Source organism: Virgibacillus litoralis, from assembly GCF_017873675.1.
Taxonomy (GTDB): domain Bacteria; phylum Bacillota; class Bacilli; order Bacillales; family Amphibacillaceae; genus Lentibacillus; species Lentibacillus litoralis.
In genome coordinates this window covers 102,500-121,463 of sequence record NZ_JAGGKK010000010.1, presented here as the reverse complement: position 1 = coordinate 121,463, position 18,964 = coordinate 102,500, and the positions used below count along the sequence as shown (strand labels likewise).

Annotated in this window: 18 protein-coding genes; all 18 read right to left on the bottom strand. The window is 37.1% G+C overall.

The features are described 5' to 3' along the window. Positions 1-233 precede the first annotated feature (233 nt). A complete protein-coding gene (gene cotE, locus J2Z82_RS10365) occupies positions 234-803 on the bottom strand; it encodes an outer spore coat protein CotE (RefSeq protein ID WP_209480721.1) in 570 nt (189 codons plus the stop codon). A 173-nt stretch (positions 804-976) separates the two neighbouring features. Beyond that, on the bottom strand, positions 977-1,405 hold the full coding sequence (locus tag J2Z82_RS10360; RefSeq protein ID WP_092492874.1) for a YlbF/YmcA family competence regulator: 429 nt from the start codon (positions 1,403-1,405) through the stop codon (positions 977-979). Position 1,406: 1 nt separating this feature from the next. Further along, complete coding sequence (miaB, locus tag J2Z82_RS10355; protein WP_209480720.1) at positions 1,407-2,987, bottom strand: tRNA (N6-isopentenyl adenosine(37)-C2)-methylthiotransferase MiaB; 1,581 nt, start codon at positions 2,985-2,987, stop codon at positions 1,407-1,409. 202 nt (positions 2,988-3,189) lie between these two features. Further along, complete coding sequence (locus tag J2Z82_RS10350) at positions 3,190-3,450, bottom strand: stage V sporulation protein S (RefSeq protein WP_092492876.1); 261 nt, start codon at positions 3,448-3,450, stop codon at positions 3,190-3,192. A gap of 106 nt (positions 3,451-3,556) precedes the next feature. Continuing rightward, the gene (locus J2Z82_RS10345) at positions 3,557-4,354 is read right to left on the bottom strand and encodes a TIGR00282 family metallophosphoesterase (protein ID WP_209480719.1); all 798 of its coding nucleotides are present in this window, start codon (positions 4,352-4,354) and stop codon (positions 3,557-3,559) included. Positions 4,355-4,466: 112 nt separating this feature from the next. Beyond that, on the bottom strand, positions 4,467-6,026 hold the full coding sequence (gene rny, locus J2Z82_RS10340; RefSeq protein ID WP_092492878.1) for a ribonuclease Y: 1,560 nt from the start codon (positions 6,024-6,026) through the stop codon (positions 4,467-4,469). 231 nt (positions 6,027-6,257) lie between these two features. Beyond that, positions 6,258-7,292: a recombinase RecA gene (recA, locus tag J2Z82_RS10335; protein WP_092492879.1), complete on the bottom strand. Its 1,035-nt coding sequence runs from the start codon at positions 7,290-7,292 to the stop codon at positions 6,258-6,260. Positions 7,293-7,468: 176 nt separating this feature from the next. Further along, the gene (locus J2Z82_RS10330; protein ID WP_209480718.1) at positions 7,469-8,716 is read right to left on the bottom strand and encodes a competence/damage-inducible protein A; all 1,248 of its coding nucleotides are present in this window, start codon (positions 8,714-8,716) and stop codon (positions 7,469-7,471) included. Then, positions 8,713-9,291: a CDP-diacylglycerol--glycerol-3-phosphate 3-phosphatidyltransferase gene (pgsA, locus tag J2Z82_RS10325; RefSeq protein WP_209480717.1), complete on the bottom strand. Its 579-nt coding sequence runs from the start codon at positions 9,289-9,291 to the stop codon at positions 8,713-8,715. The genes J2Z82_RS10330 and pgsA overlap by 4 nt, the downstream gene beginning before the upstream one ends. A gap of 67 nt (positions 9,292-9,358) precedes the next feature. Continuing rightward, positions 9,359-10,279, bottom strand: a complete 921-nt coding sequence (locus tag J2Z82_RS10320; RefSeq protein ID WP_209480716.1) for a RodZ domain-containing protein — start codon at positions 10,277-10,279, stop codon at positions 9,359-9,361. Between the two features lie 64 nt (positions 10,280-10,343). Further along, positions 10,344-11,135: a YmfK family protein gene (locus J2Z82_RS10315; protein ID WP_092492883.1), complete on the bottom strand. Its 792-nt coding sequence runs from the start codon at positions 11,133-11,135 to the stop codon at positions 10,344-10,346. A gap of 184 nt (positions 11,136-11,319) precedes the next feature. Continuing rightward, positions 11,320-11,580, bottom strand: a complete 261-nt coding sequence (locus J2Z82_RS10310) for a DUF3243 domain-containing protein (RefSeq protein ID WP_092492884.1) — start codon at positions 11,578-11,580, stop codon at positions 11,320-11,322. 75 nt (positions 11,581-11,655) lie between these two features. After that, positions 11,656-12,372 (bottom strand): elongation factor P 5-aminopentanone reductase, encoded by a 717-nt coding sequence (gene ymfI / locus J2Z82_RS10305; RefSeq protein ID WP_209480715.1) that lies wholly within the window; start codon positions 12,370-12,372, stop codon positions 11,656-11,658. Between the two features lie 8 nt (positions 12,373-12,380). Next, complete coding sequence (gene yfmH, locus J2Z82_RS10300; protein WP_209480714.1) at positions 12,381-13,664, bottom strand: EF-P 5-aminopentanol modification-associated protein YfmH; 1,284 nt, start codon at positions 13,662-13,664, stop codon at positions 12,381-12,383. Continuing rightward, entirely contained in the window at positions 13,657-14,949 is a 1,293-nt protein-coding gene (yfmF, locus tag J2Z82_RS10295; RefSeq protein ID WP_209480713.1) for an EF-P 5-aminopentanol modification-associated protein YfmF, read from the bottom strand. The genes yfmH and yfmF overlap by 8 nt, the downstream gene beginning before the upstream one ends. Positions 14,950-15,374: 425 nt before the next feature. Then, positions 15,375-16,334, bottom strand: a complete 960-nt coding sequence (locus J2Z82_RS10290) for an ABC transporter permease (RefSeq protein WP_209480712.1) — start codon at positions 16,332-16,334, stop codon at positions 15,375-15,377. Then, positions 16,335-17,381, bottom strand: a complete 1,047-nt coding sequence (locus J2Z82_RS10285; protein ID WP_209480711.1) for an ABC transporter permease — start codon at positions 17,379-17,381, stop codon at positions 16,335-16,337. Further along, entirely contained in the window at positions 17,371-18,906 is a 1,536-nt protein-coding gene (locus J2Z82_RS10280) for an ABC transporter ATP-binding protein (RefSeq protein WP_209480710.1), read from the bottom strand. The genes J2Z82_RS10285 and J2Z82_RS10280 overlap by 11 nt, the downstream gene beginning before the upstream one ends. Positions 18,907-18,964 lie beyond the last annotated feature (58 nt).

Here is an 18,964-nt window from a genome sequence, read left to right as displayed (position 1 = left end):
GGTTTTTTCGAACATCCTTTATTTCTTATCGTAGACACGAGGAGGTAAGTCCACTAGGTGCTAGGCGCTGGTCGGTGAGAACGCCACGTCCTGTGGCGTCACCGGCACTAGTACGTCCTGTACGTCGGAGCTGGACGTCGCTGATTCGGAAATTCAGTTCTCCACAGCAATTAAATTTTATAGTACGCTAAACAACAAAAAAACTTACGAGAGAATTAACCCTCGTAAGTTCCTTAGTCTTTCGCCTTATCGTTCACAAAATCTGGACTGACATCACTTAACTCGTCATCTGTTATGTCAAATCCCCAATCGTCATCATCAAAATTATCGTTGAAACCTTTAGGATTTACCCTTACTTTAACCTTTGTTTCGCCAATTATTTGAACAACAAATTCGCGCTCTATTTCTACAACTATTTTATGACCTTGGTTGGCAATCTGGCATTCCAAACAATTCGGCTGTTGAATAACTTTGGCAATGACATCATAATCGTCACTCAGACAATTCTCATCCTTAACAGATAGTGGAATATAATCACAATACGTTACACGTTCTGTTACCACCTCGGTTTTTGTATTGTCATTGTACGAATACCAAATATTAATATCGTAGCTACCATTTATCTCTACAGTTTCTTCTGATTTTTTCTTGGCATTATACAAATGATTAATCACCCAGCAGCCAAGGATGCTTGATGGTCTATGTGACGGCGAGATATTGTGAGTAGCCTGCGTGAACTTTCTACCCTTACCACAAACAGCTTTCGTAATGATTTCTCTAAATTCTTGATCAAGAAAAGTCATAATTTCGTTTACCTCCTCTTTTTTCATAGTCATTTTATGCAAGACAAATACCTATAGTGCATAGCTATTGTGTAAAAGGACGTAAAGATTAGTGATAACTTTTCTTAAAAACCATTCAAAGGCTATTGCCATAAGGAAAACCAGGCAAGAAAAATTTCCTGCCTGGCATCAAATTAATGGCTGCATGCTGAGCCGTTATTTGTCTTAGAACCTGTTTCACCTGATAAAAGGTCACCACCAGTAGATGAGATAACATCATTTGTTACTTCACGGGCAATTGTTCCAGAAACCAATTGTAAAATATCATTAACTACAATTTGCGTTTCTTTGAATTCCTGTACCACTGGAATATCATCAATTTCAGCTTGCAAACGGTCAATTTCAGCTTCTACCTTTTTCAATGCTTCTGTTTTTTCATAAGCCTGAAAATTAACTGCTTGCTTCTGCAGGGTTTTAATTTTAGTTATTAATTGTTGTACTTTTTTATTATTGTTTATTTTTGCCTCAACTTGTTTAAAACGATCAATCTCTTCTGTGCTAGCCAGCATCTGTGCCAAACCTTTTGCTTCGTCAAGCACTTGTTTGCGTGTATATTCAGCCATATCAATTCACCTCAACTGTATTTTCTACCATTATACCATTTAATGACCATGTTTTGGATTCGGTAATTTCGACTTCAACAATTTTACCAATTGCTGATTTAGGACCTTGAAAGTTTACCAGTTTATTTCTTTCTGTATAGCCTGCAAGAATATCTGGATTTTTCTTACTCTCACCATCGACAAGAACTTTAACAATCTTATTATCATAAGTTTTCATTGATTCTGCTGACTGTTTGTTAACAAGATCATTTAAACGATATAATCGCTGTTTTTTCACTTCTTCCGGTACGTCATCTGTCTTTCTGGCAGCTGGAGTACCGTCACGAGGTGAATAAATAAATGTATATGCTGCTTCAAATCCAACTTCTTCTACTAATGTCATTGTTTCCTCGAATTGTTCTTCAGTTTCGTTTGGAAAGCCAACAATAATATCGGTAGTGAGGGTTGCATTAGGCATAGCTTCACGTATTTTGCGAACAAGCTCTAAATATTCTTCACGTGTATATTTACGATTCATTTTCTTTAGAACCTCACTGCTGCCGGACTGGACAGGAAGATGGATATGATCAAGCAAATTCCCGCCCTGTGCTAATACCTCAATTAAGCGGTCATCAAAATCTCTTGGGTGTGATGTTGTAAAGCGCACACGGGGAATATCAATTTTGTGAATATCATTCATCAAATCTCCTAAACCATATGACAATTCTTCTAAATCTTTTCCGTATGCATTTACATTTTGGCCAAGCAAAGTGACTTCTTTATAGCCCTGCGCTGCTAGATGCCTTACTTCCTGGATAATATCCTCCGGTTTACGGCTACGCTCTTTCCCGCGCGTCATAGGTACTATACAATAGGTACAAAACTTATCACACCCGTACATAATATTTACCCATGCTTTTATATTTCCTTTTCGTGCTTTAGGGAGGTTTTCAATAATGTCGCCCTCTTTAGACCATACTTCTACGATCTTTTCTTTTCCAAACATAGCTTCTTTTACTAAATGTGGGATGCGGTGGATATTATGCGTCCCAAAAATCAAATCAATTTGCGGATGTTTTTTCAAAATCCGATTTACAACAGATTCTTCCTGTGACATACAACCACATACACCAAGAATTAGATCTGGATTCTCCAATTTAAGTGGTTTTAGGTGACCAATTTCACCAAACACTTTGTTTTCCGCATTTTCGCGAATTGCACAGGTATTTAATAAAATAATATCTGCTTCTTTGGTATCAGAAGTTGATTCATAACCCATCTCGGTCAGAATACCTGCCATGACCTCTGTATCATGCTCATTCATCTGACATCCATATGTACGAATCATGAATTTCTTTCCCTCTCCAATTTTATCCATACCCTCAGGGATTTCAAAGTCATAATGAACTTTCACATCATCACGTCCACGTTTACGTGCCTTATTTAAATTTGGTGGCTCATATGTCGTTTCAAAATACTTTGAAATAATGTCGTCGCTGGAAGTATTTTTTAACCGATTCATATTATCCGATCCGGATTTTATGTCCGTTGGATTTTCAGTTTGCTTTATTTGTGACTGGTCCTTCCGTTGCTGCTCATTCATTAACGAAACTCCTTTCTTATATATAAAACACTATTAATGACATAGATGTACATTATTAAATTATAAAGGCTATAGGCAAATTAAACAATACATGAGCAGTTCAGTGCAAAGAAAAACCACCTGAAAATAAAAAGTTTACTTAATTTGTCATAAAAATAGTGTTACGCAGCTTAGCGCAACACTTAATATTATATTTAGTAAGTTATCTAGGTTCTACAATTAGTTTAATCGCAGTACGTTCTTCCTCATCAATCATAATATCAGTAAAAGCCGGAATACAAATTAAATCAACTCCACTTGGCGCTACAAATCCTCTGGCAATCGCTACCGCTTTGACGGACTGGTTTAATGCACCCGCGCCAATCGCCTGCATTTCCGCTGTTCCACGTTCCCGTAAGACATTCGCAAGTGCACCTGCTACTGAATTTGGATTTGATTTTGCTGAAACTTTCAATACTTCCATTACTAGTACCTCCTTCAATTACTATTGTAGTTCTATTGCTACTATATTCTTGGAGATGATAGCTTATTACCTTATTATGCATCAATAATTCTAAACATTCAAATAATCAACCAAAGAATGGATGGTCATCGTTTATTAAAATACGCTCAACCTTAGATGCCTTTCCGGTTTTATCATTTATTGTAACTAAAAAACCATTTAACTGAGTTCTTCCCTTTGTGTCAATTTCAAAACGTACTGGTAAACTTGTGAGGAACTTTTTCAAAACTGCTTCCTTTTCCATACCTAATACGGAATCATAAGGTCCAGTCATCCCAACATCCGTAATATATGCTGTTCCTTGTGGCAAAATTCGGTCGTCAGCAGTCTGAGTATGTGTGTGTGTACCAACAACTGCACTGACTCGGCCATCCAGGTACCACCCCATTGCCTGTTTTTCACTTGTAGCTTCTGCATGAAAATCTACAAAAATAATACTTGTTCGTTTTTTGGCTTCTTCAATTAGTTCATCCATTTTACGAAACGGATCATCAAGTGCAGGTAAAAAGGTACGTCCCTGCATATTAATTACAGCAATTTCAGTTCCATTTAAGTTCACAAATTTAAGCCCTTTCCCGGGTGTACCCTCTGGGAAGTTTGCCGGCCGAATCATATTCTTGGCGTCATCTATAAATTCAAAAATTTCTTTTTTATCCCAAGTATGGTTCCCCATTGTAACAACCTGAGCACCCCACTCAAGAAATTGCTTATAAATTTTTTCAGTAATCCCTTTTCCGGATGCTGCGTTTTCCCCATTAACAATAGTTATATGTGGACGGTGTTTTTCTTTTAATTTTGGTAGATAATGCTGAACCATATCCCTTCCAGGAGATCCTGCTACATCACCGATAAATAATATTTTCATAATTTTTCTCATCCTAACGAGTAATAATATGTTTCACACTCAAATTATACTGTAAAGCAAAAATAAAAGCGACCAGCTGGCCGCTTTTATTAGTCTCGTATCTTATTGGTCACTATTTAGCATATTCAACTGCTCTTGTTTCTCTGATAACAGTTACTTTAATATGACCTGGGTAGTCCAATTCGCCTTCAATTCGCTTACGAATATCCCTTGCGATTTTGACTGAATCAATGTCGTCAATTTCATCGGGTTTAACCATAATTCTAATTTCTCTTCCCGCCTGAATAGCGAATGACTTTTCCACACCTGTAAACGACTCTGATATTTCTTCCAGTTTTTCAAGACGCTTGATGTAATTTTCCAATGTTTCACTTCTTGCTCCAGGGCGTGCAGCGGATAGTGCATCTGCTGCAGCAACTAAAACGGAAATAATGGAAGTAGCTTCTTCATCGCCATGGTGAGAAGCAATAGAATTAATGACAACTTCATGTTCCTTGTATTTAATTCCTAGTTCTTTCCCAATTTCAACATGACTTCCCTCTACTTCATGATCAATAGCTTTACCAATGTCATGAAGTAAGCCAGCTCTTCTTGCAAGTGTTTCATCTTCACCTAACTCAGCAGCAAGCAGTCCGGAGAGATACGCTACCTCTGTAGAATGCTTTAACACATTTTGACCATAGCTTGTACGATATTTTAGGCGACCAAGTATTTTAACTAAATCTGGATGTAATCCGTGTACTCCAACTTCAAACGTTGTTTCCTCTCCAATTTCCCGTATATATTCATCTACTTCACGTCTGGCTTTATCCACCATCTCTTCTATTCTTGCAGGGTGTATTCTACCGTCTTGTACGAGTTTCTCTAGAGCCATACGAGCTGTCTCTCGACGTATTGGATCAAAACCTGACAGAATTACTGCTTCCGGTGTATCATCAATAATTAAGTCAATGCCGGTAAGCGTTTCTAAAGTTCGAATATTACGACCTTCACGGCCGATAATTCGACCTTTCATTTCGTCATTAGGAAGATTTACAACAGATACAGTTGTTTCAGCTACATGGTCTGCCGCGCAACGCTGTAAGGCTAACGAAAGAATGCTTTTGGCTTTCTTATCTGCTTCCTCTTTCGCACGATTTTCAGCTTCTTTAATCATTAATGCTGATTCATGACTAACCTCTTGTTCAACTCGCTCTAAAATTATCTGTCTTGCCTGATCAGTTGTATACCCTGAAATGCGTTCAAGCTCCGTTTGCTGCTCTTGAATTACAGCTTCCACTTTGCTTTCCATTTCTTCAATTTGTTGTTGTTTTTCTGTTAGTGATTGTTCCTTCTTCTCTAACAAGAGCTCTCGCTTATCCAGCGTTTCACTTTTTCTGTCCAGATTTTCTTCTTTTTGCATCAGACGATTTTCTTGCTTTTGCACTTCTGTTCGACGTTCACGTAAGTCATCTTCTGTCTGCTGGCGAAGTTTATGATTTTCATCCTTCGCTTCAAGAAGTGCCTCTTTTTTAGAGGCATCTGCATTTCGGTGTGCTTCATCTACTATTTGTTTAGCTAAATTTTCCGCACTGGAAATCTTAGCTTCTGCAATAGATTTACGAATCAGATAACCAACAACAATACCGACGATTACGGCAAGCAAAATGGAGATGATTAAGGGACTGTCCATGGGGTTCACCTCCTATTGCTATAAGTTGTACAACAATTCATTATTGTCGGCATGTACAATGTTCAATAATAAATAAATAAAATTGTATAATAAAAAATATAAAATTATACAATTTAATTGTAATTGTCCGTATAGCCAATGTCAAGGAATCGTAACAATTAGCAATCGCTCTCAAAATAATAAATCCTTTGCCAGTAATTACCAGCAAAGGATTTAAGTAGTTAAATATTCTTATACATCTAAGCTTTCCTGTCCCTTTTCTTCTGTTTCTTCTGGCTGTTCATCTAAATTATAATGCTGACGAATCATTCCATGTAGTTCTGTCATGACATTTTCATTAGCCTTCAGATATTCTTTTGCATTTTCCCGGCCTTGTCCAAGCCTATCTCCATTATAGGAATACCATGCACCACTTTTTTGAACTATATCAAGGTCAGATCCAACATCTATTATTTCGCCCTCTTTGGAAATACCTTCCCCATACATAATGTCGACCTCCGCCTTCTTGAAAGGTGGCGCTACTTTATTCTTAACCACTTTTATTCGTGTTTTATTACCAACCATATCATTTCCCTGTTTCAATGTCTCCGCACGGCGAACTTCCAATCTAACAGATGCATAGAATTTCAGTGCGCGACCACCAGGAGTTGTTTCCGGATTACCAAACATAACCCCAACCTTTTCTCTGATCTGGTTAATGAATATAGCAGTTGTCTTTGATTTATTAATTGCACCTGATAGTTTTCTAAGCGCTTGTGACATAAGTCGTGCCTGCAAGCCCACATGCGCGTCACCCATTTCACCTTCAATTTCCGCTTTGGGAACTAGGGCAGCAACCGAGTCAACAACAACTATATCTACAGCGCCACTGCGCACAAGTGCCTCAGCAATTTCCAAAGCTTGCTCACCGGTATCTGGCTGAGATAATAGTAATTCATCTATATTCACCCCTAATGCTCGCGCATATGTAGGGTCAAGTGCATGCTCCGCATCTATAAATGCTGCATGTCCACCTTTTCGTTGGGCTTCAGCAATTGCGTGAAGAGCAACAGTTGTTTTACCAGAAGATTCTGGTCCATATATTTCTACTACTCGTCCTCTCGGATATCCACCAATACCTAAGGCTACGTCCAATGCAAGCGAACCACTTGGAATTGTTGCGATCTTTTGTTCAGCCTGTTCACCTAACTTCATAACAGAACCTTTACCGAATTGTTTTTCAATTTGTTTTAACGCCATATCTAAAGCTTGTTTTTTATCTCCCAACGAGCTTACCTCCTTTAATTAACTATCTACATCATACCTTGTTTTTCATGATTTGCCAAGAAAAGAACGAATAAATGTTCTCATTTTCCGAGGTTCATTAAACGGGAAAATTGGTTTTTACTAGATTATTAGACTCTGAAAATACAATTTCCCAGTAAATTCATGATTCAAAAATTCTATTTCAATAAATTATACAAAAGTTCAAACCCTTTTAAAGTGGCTTTTTTTCGTATAGCTTGCCGACTGCCCTGGAATGTATATTTTCTTACAATACTATCATTAGAACCGTCATAAATTGCGATGAAAACAGTTCCAGGAGGATGGCCTTCCACACTATCCGGTCCAGCTGCTCCCGTAAAGCTAATACCTATATCTGAATCTAAAAGGGTACAAATGTTTCTGGCCATTTCTGCAGCACATTCATCACTGACCGTTCCAAACTGTCTAATAGTTTCAGGCGAAATATGCAAAACATTTTCTTTAACGTTTGTATCATAACAGACTAGTCCGCCACGGCATACTTTAGAAGTACCCTCAACAGCTATAAGCTTTTCAGTAAACATACCTCCTGTTAAGCTTTCAGCAGCACCTATGTACTTATTTTGAGCTTTTAATAAGGCAAACACGTTCTCCTCTATTGTTTGCTCATCGGCTCCGTACATGTGGTCTCCTACTTTGGCTTGAATTTGCAGCCTTGTCTTGCTGATTAAATTGGAAGCCTCTTCTTGTGTGTTCGCCTTAGCAGTAAGCCTAATAGCTATACCTTCACTTTGTGCCAAAGGAGCAATCGTGGGATTACTTTGATTTTGAATAATATCACTAAGTTCATCCTCGAGCTGTGACTCACCAATGCCAATAAATCGTAGCATTGTGGATTTAATAACTGAGCTTTCCCCTGTTAGTTGCTGAAGATACGGCATTACCTTATCCGACATCATCTGTTTCATTTCTCTTGGTACACCAGGCAAAAAAATCCAAGTTGTATCGTTTTCAGATACAATCATTCCTGGTGCCATCCCCACGGTATTTTCAATTACGTCAGCACCAGTAAATACGCGCGCTTGTTTTCGGTTGTTCGGGGTCATTTTAGATTTTTGATTCCTATAAAACGCCTCTATTTTTTCCATTGATGGTCGGTGTACAATTATATCCCTTTTGGCGATTTTCTGAAAAGCTTCTCTTGTTAAGTCATCCTCAGTCGGACCTAATCCACCAGTAACAATTATAATATCTGCCCGGCTCTTTGAATGCTCAAACTGTTCCCTCACTCTTTGCAGGTTATCTCCCACTACTGAATGATGAAATACATTCATTCCTATCGTTGCCAGTTTTTCGGACATCCACTGAGCGTTTGTGTTAGCAATCTGTCCCAATAATAGCTCTGTACCCACTGCAATAATTTCTGTTCGAAACTGTTTCGTCATTTTGAATCCCTCATAACATGCCAATTTTTAACAAAGTAATCATAACCTGATAAAATGGTAAAGAACAAAGCTACATACAGCATTATAGTAGCAAAGGGTAATCCCATATATGAAAATGGAAAATTATGAAGCAGTAATGCCGCAATCGCAACCATTTGAGTTACTGTTTTTAACTTCCCCATGCTGCCAGCTGCTAAGACTACTCCCTCACCAGCAGCTACCAAACGCAGACCAGTAATTGCAAATTCTCTACTAATAATTATAATCGTAACCCATGCAGGTGCCAGTCCTAGTTCAACAAGTAAAATGAGTGCAGTAGCTACAAGCAGTTTATCTGCTAGTGGATCCAAGAATTTCCCTAAATTTGTGACTAAATTATACTTCCTGGCGTAATAGCCATCCACCCAGTCAGTTGTTGAAGCAACGATAAATAAAATTGCCGCAGCAAGATGTGATACAGGGAGAGATGACTCGCCAATGCTCCATACCCCCCAGTCGAATGGAACACTTAATAGAATAATGAAAATTGGGATTAAAAATATACGTGAGAGCGTGATTTTATTTGGTATATTCACAACTATTTCCTCCTACGGTATAAACCCCCTCCACTATAAGGAAGGGGGTATAATAGAATGGCTATTACTAATTTGATTGTGCACTTGCTTTGTTAATATTTATCCACAGCTTTTGAAGCACATATTCATTCTCATCAACCGGATATTTAACCTCTACACCATCAATCGTAATAGACAAATCAGGTGCAGACCCAACTCTAAACCAGACGCGTTCTGCTTCAGAAAGATCTAGTTCAAGCGGAGAGTCATCAGCAGTGAACATCCCTGAAAATAAAGATTCACCATCACTGTTCTCCACTTCAAGCCATGATTTGGCAGATGTCTCTAATGTCGCCGTTACATTATCACTTGCATTATCCAGAGCAAGTGTTGATTCAGGTCTGGATCCAGCGCCTTCTTCAACTACTGTTAATTTTGGCTGTGGTTGTTCTGGTTCTTCAGCTTGTGAGTCATTATTTTCCTCATCGGTTTCATCAGAACTTGCATCGGAATTATCATCTTCTGCTTGTTCTTCATCTTGGTTGTTTTCATCAGGGTTATAGGTTACCTCATTATCATTTTGTGGGTCTACAGGTTCTGAACTGTCATTAGACAATGTTTGCTGGTAGAAATACCATGCCGCAAAAACGATACCTATCACTAAAAGAACAACAATTATAGTTGGAATAAACGAGAAAATGGCTGTGTTTTTTGTTGGATTATTATCCTTGCGTGATCGATGAATTTGGGTATATTGGGTAGAACTCTCTGCTTCAGTCTGTGGTATCTCATCCTTATATTCTTCCAGTAGCTCGGTTGAATCCAAACCAACTGCATTTGCATACTCTTTAATAAATGCCCTGGCATAAAATTTTCCTGGCAATATATGGAAATTACCCTGTTCAATTGCTTCTAAATATCTTTTTTGAATTTTGGTTGTTTCCTGTAAACTTTCCAACGATATCTTATTTTCTTCTCTAGCTTCTTTTAGTCTTAATCCTATCTCCATAAATAACACCATCCATTTTTAGTTGCACTTATGCAGTAATAAAGCATTTATACTTTCTTAACTGCTAGAAATCAAACATCGAAAAGCCGTTATCCTGACTGAATTGATCCTTCTCAACTGTTTCGTATGTAATTGCTTCGTCTTCATTGCTGCGTAATTCAATAATATAATCAAAGTCATCTAATTTATATTCAGTAGTTTGTACAAACATATCAGGATGCTCCACAACTTTAATGGCGGGAAGCTGCATTATTTCACGAATTAGCTGCCAATGCTTTTCATTAGCACGCCTAGTCGAGACAATACCATCAATAATGTACAAATTATCACTATTATACTCATCTTGTATTAATTGACTTCGGATGGTTTGCTTTAATAAAGTACTTGATACAAATAACCAACGTTTATTTGCACAAACGCTTGCAGCTACAATTGATTCCGTTTTGCCTACACGTGGCATTCCACGAATTCCAATTAATTTATGACCTTCCTTTTTATATAACTCCGCCATAAAATCAACTAATACACCTAAATCAGCACGGACGAAGCGAAAAGTCTTTCGATCATCAGCATCGCTATGTATGTATCGCCCATGTCTTACAGCTAGTTTATCACGAAGTTTGGGTTTACGTAATTTTTTTACTTCTATCATATCCATCGTTTGTAAAATTGATTTCAATCGAGTGATTTGTTCGTCTTCTCTTGAAAGTAATAACATACCCCTTCTTGAATTCTCCACGCCATTTATAGATATAATATTAATAGAGAGCATTCCTAACAAGGAAGAAATATCACCCAGTAATCCAGGGCGATTATATTGAATCTCATATTCTAGATACCATTCTGTCTTTTCCATAATAAGCCCCTTTATATTCATGCTGTATTAATGGTAACGAAACAAACATATTATTGCAATCTATCTATATAACTATAATAAAGGATTTTAGGTCCCGTGAAAAGAAGATTATGCATATCTATATAAGAAAAAATAAAGAAGCTGCATTTATTCATTAACAGCTTCCCTATTTATATAGATAAATTTAATTTGTATTTCCTTGATTCTGTACGAGTTTAACCATTGTATTAGCTAACGCATGTCTTTCATCTGTATCTGCTGCGTTCCAAAGCTCTCTTAGCACAGCTTCTTCATTATTCTTGGCCTCTGTACCTTTAGCTAAGTAATCACCAACTTCGTATGCCATATTCGATACGGCCTGCTGACTCATACCCTGCGACTCTGCTTGCTCCAGTTTATTGGCTAAAAAACCTTTCCATGATTCAAAATTATCCAGAACGGACATACAAATCTGCCTCCTTCAATTTTTTACATGTTTAGTATTTGATTTTTTAGCAAGTTTATACATAACTATTTAGGATTACCAGCCGCCGGTTACATTAATAATTTCTCCTTGAATATAACTAGATTTATCGTTTATCAAAAAAAGGATTGCATTGGCAACATCATCTGCTGTCCCAGCTCGGTTAATTGGTATATCACTTGTTATTGTTTCTTTTTCAATCGGCAGCAAATGGTTATTCATTTTCGTATCAATAAATCCTGGGCTAACAGCATTCACAGAAATTCCTGAGGGTGCAACTTCTTTAGCCAGCGATTTCACAAAACTATTCTGCGCACCTTTTAGTGACGAATATATTACTTCATTACTTGCACCAATTTCACCCCAAATGGATGTAATAAAGATAATCTTTCCTTGCTTATTCTGGATCATCGCAGGGAGTAAATGCTTGGTAATCAACCAAGGTGTTTTCACGTGTAATGCAAGCATTTCGTCCATTATTTTCTCATCTGAATCCTGGAATAATCCATAGTGAGCCTTGCCGCTCGCAAAAATAATTGCATCAACTGGAAAAACAAGCCCTGATAATAATTGCTTAACTTCAGATTGCACGCTTAGATCTGCCTGAATTTCGGTTAATACCGATTCTTTATTAAGATTTAATCTGTATCTGTCAATTGCTTGCTTATTTTTATGGTAATGCAGTATAAGTTTATAGCCTTCGCTTGCAAGAGCTTTAGCAATAGCACTACCAATATCACCACTAGCTCCTATCAGTAATACATTTTTCCCCATATAATCCCCTATTCATTAACAATTTTACAAACAGCAATTCGATCATCCTGTATCCAATCCTGCACAAATGAATTGAATTGATCTACCGTCAATGATTGAATAGATGGTATCAATTTAAATAAATCTATCCCCATTGTATGATAATGGATATATTTGTTCGCAATAAATTCAAGTGAATTCATCGCACGTAATAGCTGTCCAATTTTTTTCTTCTTCATACGGTCAACTTCTTCTGTTGTAAATGTAGCATCGTATGTTGATTTTAATAGCTCTTGAACCCTGCCCGCAAATTGGTCAGGATTATCTGTATTACTACCGATAAAAGAATAGCCAAAGTTTTTTTCTAAATTTGTTTCAAATGAGAAACTGCTATCGATAAGCTTCTCTTCGTATAACTTTTTATAAAAGGGACCACTTTTTGAAAAGTAAAAGTCTATAATCATACTTTGGAGCAAATCTTTCTCCAAGAACTCCTGTTCACTTAGTTCTCCTGATGATTCTTTAATACCTACAGTACATTTTGCAATGGAGACAGGCATCACAATCTTATTTTCTTTCATTGCAACCCCTTTTGGTTCTTCGGGGAATTCCCGTTTAATGGCATCCAATTTCGCAAAGTCTTTGGAGTCCTGATTACTTTGAATTAAATTCATCATACTTTCTGCATCAAAGTTACCCGCAATAAACAGTGTCATGTTCTCAGGATGATAAAACGTATTATAACACGTATATAAATCATCCTTTGTAATTGAGTTAATGGAGTCCACTGTACCTGCGATATCAACCTTAACAGGATGATTATGGAACATACTCCTGAGTGTGCCGGTGAAAGACTGCCAATCAGGCTGGTCATTATACATTTCGATTTCCTGAGCGATGATTCCTTTTTCTTTTTCGACCGATTCTTCTGAAAAGTAAGGATCCTGAACAAAGTTGAGTAATGTTTCAACATTTTTTTCAATATAATTTGTAGCGGCAAACAAGTATGCCGTCTTTGTAAATGATGTATAAGCATTTGGTGATGCACCTTGTTTACTGAAATCTGCGAATACATCCCGATCTTCTTTTTCAAACATCTTATGTTCCAGAAAGTGGGCGACACCTTCGGGAACTGTAATTTCTTCACGACCATTAATCGGCACAAATGTTTGATCAATTGATCCATAGTTGGTGGAGAAGACACCATACGTTTTTGACATCTCGGGTTTTGGAAGTAAAAAGACAGTTAAGCCATTTTTCAATTGGTTTGTATATATTGTTTCATCAATATTTTCATATGCTAACTTATTCATCTGATTCGCCTCCTTTACCAGTCAATAAGTAAATCGTATCCAGTTCAATTTTATTCGCTACTTCAATTACATTTTCTGTTGTTACCTGTTTAATACCATCAATTAACGTTTGCGGTGGTCTTTCTGTCCCTGCAACAACCTGCTGGTACAATAACTCAATCATACCTTGTGTGTTGTCCATGGTTTCAAGCAGCTGATTAATAATTAGTTCCTTGGTATTATCCATCTCTTCTGCAGAAAAATCACCATTTTTCATTGCATCCATCTGCAGTTCAATAATTTCTCTAGCTTTTTCGTAATCATTGGGCGCTATACCGCTAAACACAAATAATAACCCTTTATGACTTTCGAATCTTGATGCTGCATAATAAGCAAGGCTGTTTTTTTCCCTGACATTGATAAATAATTTGGAACTGGGAAATCCACCAAAAAGACCATTAAATACTTGCAGTGCAAAATAATCGTCGTCCTGATAAGTACTGTGTGTTCGGTATCCAAAATGCAGCTTCGCTTGCTGGATATCCTGTTCTTCAATGACAACATTTGGCTGCTTCTTTAATTCTTTAATCGTTTCTTTCTTTTCATTAGGTGCAACTCGATTTTCATTGCGATGGAATGTTGAACGTATTTTTTCTTTTACTGTTGCAGAATCAAAATCACCTAATACATAAATGTCCAGCTGATCTTCCCGCAATACAGTTTGATAATATGCAAAAAGATTTTCAGGAGTAATTAAATCCAGGTCTTCTTTATACCCGTGAACATGCAGTTTATATAGTTCGTCATCACACATTTCATCAATTAGCTTCATGTTGGCATAACTCATTTTATCATCAATTATAGCACTCATTTTTTGTCTTAATGTATCTTTTTCCCTATCTATAATAGATTGTTTAAAAGCTCCATTCTCACTGTACGGATGAAAGATAACTTCATTTAATAATGCCATTGCCTCTTCTAGAATAGCGGATTCATTACTAATAAACTTTTGATTGGCCACCTCCATACGGATACTGAGGATATGATTATTCCCTTTCTTTCCTCCCCCCATTGAAAGAACTGCACCGTATAAGCTGTCAAGTTTTAATTGTATGTCACTCCTGCTTGGGAAAGATTTTGTCCCCTGCTGTAAAACATATGGAAGTAAAGCACGCTTTGTTATGGTATCTCTTGATAATGGAGCTTTTAGCTTTGCTGTAATCGTTACCGTTTTGAACTTTTTACTTGGGACAACATGAAGGTTTACCCCATTTTCATGCGTCACATCTTCAACCGTCGTATCCATTTATGACCCTCCCGGGCTATGTATTTTGTTTTAAACTCATTTATTTTTAGTGTGCTCTTATAATTGTTATTTTATAGCATAAAAACCTAGTTTGCTATTAATATAATAACAAACCAGGTTTTTTATAATTGTTTAGGAAACTGTAAAATTCAAGTCCTACTAGTCAATTTACTAAATCACCAGGCTCTTCGTGGGTCCTTTTCACTTTCCAAGCATCGATTCACTTCGACTTTTCGTCATAATCGAGAAAAGTCAAGCTCATCTAATTTCAGTAAAAAACTTGGCTTATCGCCAAACTTTAATATAGATAAGCCTTCATTGTACTTATGCAATAAGAAAGTATTTATACTTTCTTATCTGCTGAAAAATGAACATCGACTGCTCTTTCATAAGAATCCATTTAACGAATGCCAAGTTATCTAATCTTACCTGCCACCCTTAATATACGGGACACCGTTTGCTTTAGGTGCTTCAGCTCGACCAATAAATCCTGCTAAAGCCAAAATTGTTAATACATATGGTGCAATTAATAATAATACTTGTGGTACATCTTCTAAGAATGGAACTCCTGAACTTATAACACTTAAACTTTGTGCAAAACCAAAGAATAATGCAGCTCCCATCGCACCTAGTGGATGCCACTTTCCAAATATAACTGCTGCAAGAGACATAAACCCTTGGCCAACAATTGTTGCATGCGAGAAGTTTAATGCGATAGTTAAAGCGAACACAGAACCACCTAAACCACCAAATGCACCTGATAGAATAACAGCAATATAACGCATCTTATAAACGTTTATACCGTTTGTGTCTGCTGCCATTGGATGTTCACCCACAGCACGCAACTGTAATCCAAATGGTGTTTTATATAATACATACCAAGCGATGAATGCCAGGATAATAGCAACATATGATGTTACATATATGCCCTGGAAGAATATAGGGCCGATAAACGGAATATCACTTACCCCTAAAATGTTGGTTGTGTAGAAAGGTTCGCTAACCATATCAGTTTGACCTTTTCCGTACCACTGTTTCGTTAAAAAGACACCTAACCCTAATGCTAAAAAGTTAATGGCAACACCACTTACAACCTGATCAGCACGGAATGAAACAGATGCCACTGCATGAATCATCGCAAATATAGCCGAAACTACCATAGCAACCAGAATCGAAATCCATGGTGTCCATGCACCTAAAACATCAGCAAATGCTAAGTTGAAAACAATTCCAACAAATGCACCCATTATCATTAAACCTTCTAACCCTATATTAACAACACCTGAACGTTCACTGAATACTCCACCTAACGCCGTAAATATTAAGGGCGCTGAAAAGAAAAGTGCGGGCGGAATAATTGATTGTAATAGATCTACAAGCCCCATTTATTTCTCCTCCTTTTTGAAGCGAAGTATTGCCCATCTAATAATATAACTAGATGCTACAAAGAAGATGATTAATGCAATGATAATATCAACAAGTTCAGTAGGAACACCTGCAACAGTCGGCATATTAACTGCACCGACTTTTAATGTTCCAAATAAAATCGCCGCAAGTACAACTCCAATCGCAGTGTTCGCACCTAATAAGGCAACAGCAATCCCGTCGAAACCAAGATTGGTAAACCCTGACATAACAGAGATAGATCCATATGTACCTAATCCTTCCATTGCGCCTGCTAGCCCAGCGAAAGCCCCTGCAATTACCATCGATAAAACAATGTTCTTACTTACATTCATTCCAGCATATTTTGATGCATGCTCGTTATATCCAACAGATTTTAGTTCGTATCCTATTGAAGTCCTTTGTATAATAAACCACATAATAATAGCAGCTAATAATGCAATTAATATCCCGTAATGCATTCTTGAAAAGAAAGTAAGTCCTTGCAGCCATTCTGATGCCAATGATGCTGAAGCAGAAATAGATTCCGTTGTATCCAGATTATCTGTTAATACACTTCTAATTAATTCATTTGTTACGTATAAAGCAATATAGTTCATCATGATCGTTACAATAACTTCATGTACGCCTAGCTTTGCTTTCAAAATACCAGGAACAAATCCCCAAAGTGCCCCTGCTGCTGCTGCAGCTAATACTGCCAACGGTAAATGGACAATCATCGGTGCATCAAAAGCTAAACCTACCCAAACGGCGGCAAGCCACCCAACAATAACCTGACCTTCTGCACCAATATTAAACAAACCGGTGCGGAACGCAAATGCAACTGCAAGACCAGTTAGAATGTAAGGTGTGATTTGTCTGACTGTTTCACCCATAAAATACAAATCACCAAAAGCCCCTGACCATAAAGCCATATAGCCTTTTATCGGATTATATCCTGAAAACAACATAATAAATGCTCCAGCTATTAAACCGAGCAGAACAGAAATTATTGGAATTAAAATGTTAAATAAACGATTAGATGTCATTGGTTTCACCTGCCTCATCTTTGTTACTGCCAGCCATTAAGAGGCCAAGCTCATGCTCGTCTGTTTCGTCAGGTTTAACATTTGCTACAATCTGACCATCAAACATAACTGCAATTCGATCACTAACATCAAATATTTCATCCAATTCAAAAGAAATCAGCAAAACAGCTTTTCCTTTATCACGTTCCTCAATCAGTTTATTATGTATAAACTCAATTGCTCCTACATCAAGACCTCTTGTAGGTTGTGCTGCAATTAGTAAGTCTGGTGAGCGATCGACCTCTCGAGCAATAATCGCTTTTTGTTGATTTCCTCCAGATAGCGCACTTGCTTTGGTATATTCGCTTGGAGTTCTTACGTCATATTCTTCAATCAATTCATTAGCTTTTTTATAGATTTCTTTAAAGTTCAATATTTTATTTTTCGAGAAAGGCTTCTGATAATATGTTTGAAGCACCATGTTATCTCCAATAGGGAAGTCTAGTACTAATCCATATTTGTGCCGATCTTGCGGAATATGTCCGATACCACTTTCTGTAACCTTACGAGGTTTAAAGTTGGTAATATCCTTATTGTTAACTTTAATAGAACCGGATTGTGCCTTACGTAACCCAGTAATTGCCTCAACTAATTCAGTTTGTCCATTACCATCAATACCAGCTATTCCGACAATCTCTCCAGCTCGAACATCAAGGTTTAACCCTTTAACAATATTAACTCGTCTAATATCCTGCACATTAAGATTGGTGATATTTAAGACGTTTTCCTGAGGTATTGCTTCTTTTTTTTCTGTTTTGAAACTAATCTCTCTTCCCACCATCAATGATGCCAGTTCGTTTACATTTGTATCTTTCACATTAAGGGTGTCAATTCCTTTACCTTTGCGAATAACAGTGCAACGATCACATACTTGCATAATTTCTTTCAACTTATGAGTGATTAAAATAATCGATTTCCCTTCAGCAACTAATGAATTCATAATTTCAATAAGTTCCTTAATTTCCTGTGGTGTTAAGACAGCTGTCGGTTCATCTAAAATCAGCACGTTAGCCCCTCGATATAACGTTTTCAAAATTTCTACTCGTTGTTGCATTCCAACAGATATATCGCGGATTTTTGCAGATGGGTCAACATTTAGTCCATATCGATCAGATAATTCCTGTATCTCCTGCTCTGCATGCTTCAAATTTACTTTCCCAAATTTTGTTGGTTCACTGCCTAAAATAATATTTTGTGTAACGGTATATGTATCAACTAACATAAAATGCTGATGGACCATACCAATACCTAAATCATTGGCTATGTTTGGGTCGGTAATATTTGCTTTTTTACCTTCAACCCTAATTTCGCCTTTTTCAGGCTGATATAACCCAAAAAGAACATTCATTAATGTAGATTTTCCAGCGCCATTTTCCCCTAATAATGCATGTATTTCCTGCTTCTTAACTTGTATAGTTATATCATCGTTTGCAACAATTCCTGGAAATTCTTTACGTATATTTAGCATTTCAATTGCATAATCCAAATCACTTCACTCCTTTTTAAAGCTCTATCAATTTAATTTTTTAAAAAATCGCCAAATG

Bases quoted from the DNA above. Each gene is read 5' to 3' on its own strand.
- J2Z82_RS10350 (WP_092492876.1), bottom strand. From the start codon at position 3,450: ATGGAAGTATTGAAAGTTTCAGCAAAATCAAATCCAAATTCAGTAGCA.
- J2Z82_RS10360 (WP_092492874.1), bottom strand. From the start codon at position 1,405: ATGGCTGAATATACACGCAAACAAGTGCTTGACGAAGCAAAAGGTTTG.
- cotE (WP_209480721.1), bottom strand. From the start codon at position 803: ATGACTTTTCTTGATCAAGAATTTAGAGAAATCATTACGAAAGCTGTT.
- miaB (WP_209480720.1), bottom strand. From the start codon at position 2,987: ATGAATGAGCAGCAACGGAAGGACCAGTCACAAATAAAGCAAACTGAA.
- J2Z82_RS10320 (WP_209480716.1), bottom strand. From the start codon at position 10,279: ATGGAGATAGGATTAAGACTAAAAGAAGCTAGAGAAGAAAATAAGATA.
- J2Z82_RS10285 (WP_209480711.1), bottom strand. From the start codon at position 17,381: ATGACATCTAATCGTTTATTTAACATTTTAATTCCAATAATTTCTGTT.
- J2Z82_RS10345 (WP_209480719.1), bottom strand. From the start codon at position 4,354: ATGAAAATATTATTTATCGGTGATGTAGCAGGATCTCCTGGAAGGGAT.
- J2Z82_RS10310 (WP_092492884.1), bottom strand. From the start codon at position 11,580: ATGTCCGTTCTGGATAATTTTGAATCATGGAAAGGTTTTTTAGCCAAT.
- J2Z82_RS10315 (WP_092492883.1), bottom strand. From the start codon at position 11,135: ATGGAAAAGACAGAATGGTATCTAGAATATGAGATTCAATATAATCGC.
- rny (WP_092492878.1), bottom strand. From the start codon at position 6,026: ATGGACAGTCCCTTAATCATCTCCATTTTGCTTGCCGTAATCGTCGGT.
- yfmF (WP_209480713.1), bottom strand. From the start codon at position 14,949: ATGGATACGACGGTTGAAGATGTGACGCATGAAAATGGGGTAAACCTT.
- ymfI (WP_209480715.1), bottom strand. From the start codon at position 12,372: ATGGGGAAAAATGTATTACTGATAGGAGCTAGTGGTGATATTGGTAGT.
- J2Z82_RS10290 (WP_209480712.1), bottom strand. From the start codon at position 16,334: ATGGGGCTTGTAGATCTATTACAATCAATTATTCCGCCCGCACTTTTC.
- yfmH (WP_209480714.1), bottom strand. From the start codon at position 13,664: ATGAATAAGTTAGCATATGAAAATATTGATGAAACAATATATACAAAC.
- J2Z82_RS10330 (WP_209480718.1), bottom strand. From the start codon at position 8,716: ATGACGAAACAGTTTCGAACAGAAATTATTGCAGTGGGTACAGAGCTA.